This window comes from Mucilaginibacter sp. Bleaf8 (assembly GCF_018390515.1).
Taxonomy (GTDB): domain Bacteria; phylum Bacteroidota; class Bacteroidia; order Sphingobacteriales; family Sphingobacteriaceae; genus Mucilaginibacter.
The window spans coordinates 1-5322 of sequence record NZ_JAHBBK010000013.1; the positions used below are offsets into that span (position 1 = coordinate 1).

2 tRNA genes and 3 rRNA genes are annotated in these 5322 nt (G+C 48.9%); all 5 read left to right on the forward strand.

Annotated elements, in window-relative coordinates:
* Window positions 1-96 precede the first annotated feature (96 nt).
* The 5 genes from KHS38_RS22115 to rrf all read left to right on the forward strand — a co-directional run bounded on the left by KHS38_RS22115 (window position 97) and on the right by rrf (window position 5321).
* Window positions 97-1615 (forward strand): 16S ribosomal RNA (locus KHS38_RS22115).
* 178 nt (window positions 1616-1793) lie between these two features.
* Window positions 1794-1868 (forward strand) — tRNA-Ile (locus KHS38_RS22120).
* A gap of 22 nt (window positions 1869-1890) precedes the next feature.
* A tRNA-Ala gene (locus tag KHS38_RS22125) sits at window positions 1891-1964 on the forward strand.
* A gap of 207 nt (window positions 1965-2171) precedes the next feature.
* A 23S ribosomal RNA gene (locus KHS38_RS22130) occupies window positions 2172-5056 on the forward strand.
* A 153-nt stretch (window positions 5057-5209) separates the two neighbouring features.
* Window positions 5210-5321, forward strand: a 5S ribosomal RNA gene (gene rrf, locus KHS38_RS22135).
* The 16S, 23S and 5S rRNA genes sit together here with 2 tRNA genes alongside, the layout of an rRNA operon.
* Window position 5322 lies beyond the last annotated feature (1 nt).

Sequence of the window (5322 nt, forward strand, 5' to 3'; positions counted from 1 at the left end):
AAAAAAACCACAATAAGTTACGGAATACTGTATAAAGATATATTAATACAGATTTCTATTTTGAGTAATAGGGTCTGGATACAAACAAAACATTTTACAATGGAGAGTTTGATCCTGGCTCAGGATGAACGCTAGCGGCAGGCCTAATACATGCAAGTCGGACGGGATTGAGCTTTCGGGCTCATGAGAGTGGCGCACGGGTGCGTAACACGTATGTAACCTACCTTCATCAGGGGGATAGCCTCTCGAAAGAGAGATTAACACCGCATAAAATCACAGTGCAGCATTGCATAATGATCAAATATTTATAGGATGAAGATGGGCATGCGGGACATTAGCTAGTTGGCGGGGTAACGGCCCACCAAGGCGACGATGTCTAGGGGATCTGAGAGGATGACCCCCCACACTGGTACTGAGACACGGACCAGACTCCTACGGGAGGCAGCAGTAAGGAATATTGGTCAATGGAGGCAACTCTGAACCAGCCATGCCGCGTGCAGGAAGACGGCCCTATGGGTTGTAAACTGCTTTTGTACCGGAATAAACCTTGATACGTGTATCAAGCTGAATGTACGGTAAGAATAAGGATCGGCTAACTCCGTGCCAGCAGCCGCGGTAATACGGAGGATCCAAGCGTTATCCGGATTTATTGGGTTTAAAGGGTGCGTAGGTGGCCTGGTAAGTCAGGGGTGAAAGACGGCAGCTTAACTGTCGCAGTGCCTTTGATACTGCCGGGCTTGAATACAGTTGAAGTAGGCGGAATGTGACAAGTAGCGGTGAAATGCATAGATATGTCACAGAACACCGATTGCGAAGGCAGCTTACTAAAGTGTGATTGACACTGAGGCACGAAAGCGTGGGGATCAAACAGGATTAGATACCCTGGTAGTCCACGCCCTAAACGATGAACACTCGATGTTGGCGATATACGGTCAGCGTCTAAGCGAAAGCGTTAAGTGTTCCACCTGGGGAGTACGCCCGCAAGGGTGAAACTCAAAGGAATTGACGGGGGCCCGCACAAGCGGAGGAGCATGTGGTTTAATTCGATGATACGCGAGGAACCTTACCCGGGCTTGAAAGTTAGTGAATGATCCAGAGACGGATCAGTCCTTCGGGACACGAAACTAGGTGCTGCATGGCTGTCGTCAGCTCGTGCCGTGAGGTGTTGGGTTAAGTCCCGCAACGAGCGCAACCCCTATGTTTAGTTGCCAGCATTTAAGGTGGGGACTCTAAACAGACTGCCTACGCAAGTAGAGAGGAAGGAGGGGACGACGTCAAGTCATCATGGCCCTTACGTCCGGGGCTACACACGTGCTACAATGGATGGTACAGAGGGCTGCTACCTGGTAACAGGATGCTAATCTCAAAAAGCCATTCACAGTTCGGATTGAGGTCTGCAACTCGACCTTATGAAGTTGGATTCGCTAGTAATCGCGTATCAGCAATGACGCGGTGAATACGTTCCCGGGCCTTGTACACACCGCCCGTCAAGCCATGGAAGCTGGGGGTACCTAAAGTATGTAACCGCAAGGAGCGTCCTAGGGTAAAACCGGTAACTGGGGCTAAGTCGTAACAAGGTAGCCGTACCGGAAGGTGCGGCTGGAATACCTCCTTTCTGGAGCAGTATTCCACACACGTAACGCAAAGTGGAAATAAAAAGACAACTGCTACGCACATGAATTTCTTAAATAAGTAAAAAAGAAGAAACCCAAAAGAAGAAAAGCCATATCAGAAAAGGGAAACGGTAAGTAGAAGCGAAAGCAAAGCGAACCATGGCTTTAACCATAAAACAAAGTCTCGTAGCTCAGTTTGGTTAGAGCACTACACTGATAATGTAGGGGTCAGCAGTTCAAATCTGCTCGAGACTACTACAAGGGAAATGATTCTTTCGGGGAATTAGCTCAGCTGGCTAGAGCACCTGCCTTGCACGCAGGGGGTCAACGGTTCGAATCCGTTATTCTCCACGCTGTTTTCTACAGCTATTACACAACGGTGTGATGGCGTTACAGATGAAGACAAAAGTTCTTTGACATATTGGAAGAAGTAATTGAAAAACTGAGAAGACAACAGTGGGACAGTTACGAAGTTGGAAAGTCAGCAATGGCTGGAAGATGGAAGTAACTATTCTAAATTATAAAAGCATACCATGCCGAGCAAAAGCGGCATGCGTAGAAGAAAGTAAGAAAGGGCACACGGGGGATGCCTTGGCTCTCAGAGGCGATGAAGGACGTGATAAGCTGCGATAAGCTCCGGGGATCAGCAAATATGAATTGATCCGGAGATTTCCGAATGGGGAAACCTAATCTATTGAAGATAGATTGCAAATAGCGCGAACCTGCTGAACTGAAACATCTAAGTAAGCAGAGGAAGAGAAAACAACAGTGATTTCCTGAGTAGTGGCGAGCGAAAGGGAATTAGCCCAAACCGTTTATGTTACGGCATAGACGGGGTAGTAGGACTACGATGTGGTACATTATAAAGAAGCGGAAGGGCATGGGAAGGCCCGCCATAGAGCATGAGAGCTGCGTACGCGTAATGAGTAATGACCTAGTAGAATCCTGAGTACCGCGAGGTCGGAGACGCCTTGTGGGAATCAGCCGGCACCATCCGGTAAGGCTAAATACTCCTGAGAGACCGATAGTGAACCAGTACCGTGAGGGAAAGGTGAAAAGAACCCCGAACAGGGGAGTGAAATAGAACCTGAAACCGTGTGCTTACAAGCGGTCGGAGCAGACTTGTTCTGTGACGGCGTGCCTTTTGCATAATGAGCCTACGAGTTACTCTTCTCTGGCAAGGTTAAGTGTTTAAGGCACGAAGCCGAAGCGAAAGCGAGTCTGAATAGGGCGCATAGTCAGAGGAGGTAGACGCGAAACCTTGTGATCTACCCATGGACAGGTTGAAGGTGCCGTAACAGGTACTGGAGGACCGAACCGATAAACGTTGAAAAGTTTCCGGATGATTTGTGGGTAGGGGTGAAAGGCTAATCAAACTGGGAAATAGCTCGTACTCCCCGAAATGTTTTTAGGAACAGCCTGGCGGTTGAGTTATTCAGAGGTAGAGCTACTGATTGGGTGCGGGGGAGTCAAATCCTACCAAATCCAGACAAACTCCGAATGCTGAATAACATACGCTGGAGTGAGGCTCTGGGTGCTAAGGTCCAGGGCCGAGAGGGAAAGAACCCAGACCATCAGCTAAGGTCCCCAAATTACCATTAAGTTGAACTAACGAGGTCCGGCTGCACAGACAGCTAGGATGTTGGCTTGGAAGCAGCCATTCATTTAAAGAGTGCGTAACAGCTCACTAGTCGAGCGGCCGGGCATGGATAATAAACGGGCATTAAATGGTATACCGAAGCTATGGATTGTATATTGTATATACACTGGTAGGGGAGCATTCTACCGTCGGTGAAGCATGACGCGACAAGCGCATGTGGAGATTGTAGAAAAGCAAATGTAGGCATAAGTAACGATAAGGCGGGAGAGAAACCCGCCCACCGAAAGACTAAGGTTTCCTGATCAACGCTAATCGGATCAGGGTTAGTCGGGGCCTAAGGATAATCCGAGTGGAGATTCCGATGGACAACTGGTTAATATTCCAGTACTTTTGATAACTGCGATGCAGTGACGGAGTAGTGACACATCCGCGTGCTGACGGAATAGCACGTTAAAGGCTGTAGGTATAGGACTTGTAGTAAAGTACGCAAGTTTTGCTGAACGCTGATAGTACACAAAGCCTTCGGGTGGCGTGATAGTGATGGTAATCAGACTTCCAAGAAAACCTGCTAAGCTTCAGGTTATCAAAACCCGTACCGTAAACCGACACAGGTAGTCGAGGAGAGAATCCTAAGGTGCTCGAGTGATTCATGGCTAAGGAACTCGGCAAAATGGCCCTGTAACTTCGGGAGAAGGGGCGCTTGTAGCAATACAAGCCGCAGTGAAAAGGCCCAGGCGACTGTTTAACAAAAACACATGGCTTTGCAAAATCGAAAGATGACGTATAAGGCCTGACACCTGCCCGGTGCTGGAAGGTTAAGAGGGGATGTTAGTCGCAAGGCGAAGCATTGAATCGAAGCCCCAGTAAACGGCGGCCGTAACTATAACGGTCCTAAGGTAGCGAAATTCCTTGTCGGGTAAGTTCCGACCTGCACGAATGGTGTAACGATCTGGGCGCTGTCTCAGCCATGAGCTCGGTGAAATTGTGGTATCGGTGAAGACGCCGGTTACCCGCAACGGGACGGAAAGACCCCATGCACCTTCACTACAACTTAACATTGATATCGGATACAGGATGTGTAGGATAGGCGGGAGGCAGCGAAGTGGGTTCGCCAGGACTCATGGAGCCAACCTTGAAATACCGCCCTTTCTGTATTTGGTGTCTAACCCTTTAATGAGGGGGACATTGTTTGGTGGGTAGTTTGACTGGGGTGGTCGCCTCCAAAAAGGTAACGGAGGCTTTCAAAGGTAAGCTCAGTACGCTTGGTAACCGTACGTGGAGTGCAATAGCATAAGCTTGCTTGACAGTGAGGCAGACAAGCCGAGCTGGGTCGAAAGACGGATATAGTGATCCGGTGGTTCTGCATGGAAGGGCCATCGCTCAAAGGATAAAAGGTACGCTGGGGATAACAGGCTGATCTCCCCCAAGAGCTCATATCGACGGGGAGGTTTGGCACCTCGATGTCGGCTCGTCACATCCTGGGGCTGGAGAAGGTCCCAAGGGTTCGGCTGTTCGCCGATTAAAGTGGCACGCGAGCTGGGTTCAGAACGTCGCGAGACAGTTCGGTCCCTATCTGTTGTGGGCGCAGGAAGTTTGAGTGGGGCTGACCTTAGTACGAGAGGACCGGGTTGGACAAGCCTCTAGTGAATCTGTTATGACGCCAGTTGTACTGCAGAGTAGCTACGCTTGGAATAGATAAGCGCTGAAAGCATCTAAGTGCGAAACTAGCCACAAGATGAGACTTCCATTGAGGGTCGTGGAAGACTACCACGTTGATAGGTTACAGGTGTAAAGGTGGTGACATCATAGCCGAGTAATACTAATTGCCCGAAGCTTTCTTCGACAACAGATAAGGTGATGTGCTCTTTCCGGGCACATCACCGCAATCAAAAAACAAAACAATAAGCTGTGTCTTTTCAGCTTTCGACTACTTCTTTCAATAATATGTCATTGTTGAGTCTAATCATTAAGGTTAAGCTAATAACAATAAAAATATTCAGGTGCCTATATCGGCGGTGTCCACCTCTTCCCATTCCGAACAGAGAAGTTAAGCCCGCCAGAGCCGATGGTACTGCGGTAACACGTGGGAGAGTAGGTCGGCGCCAAACC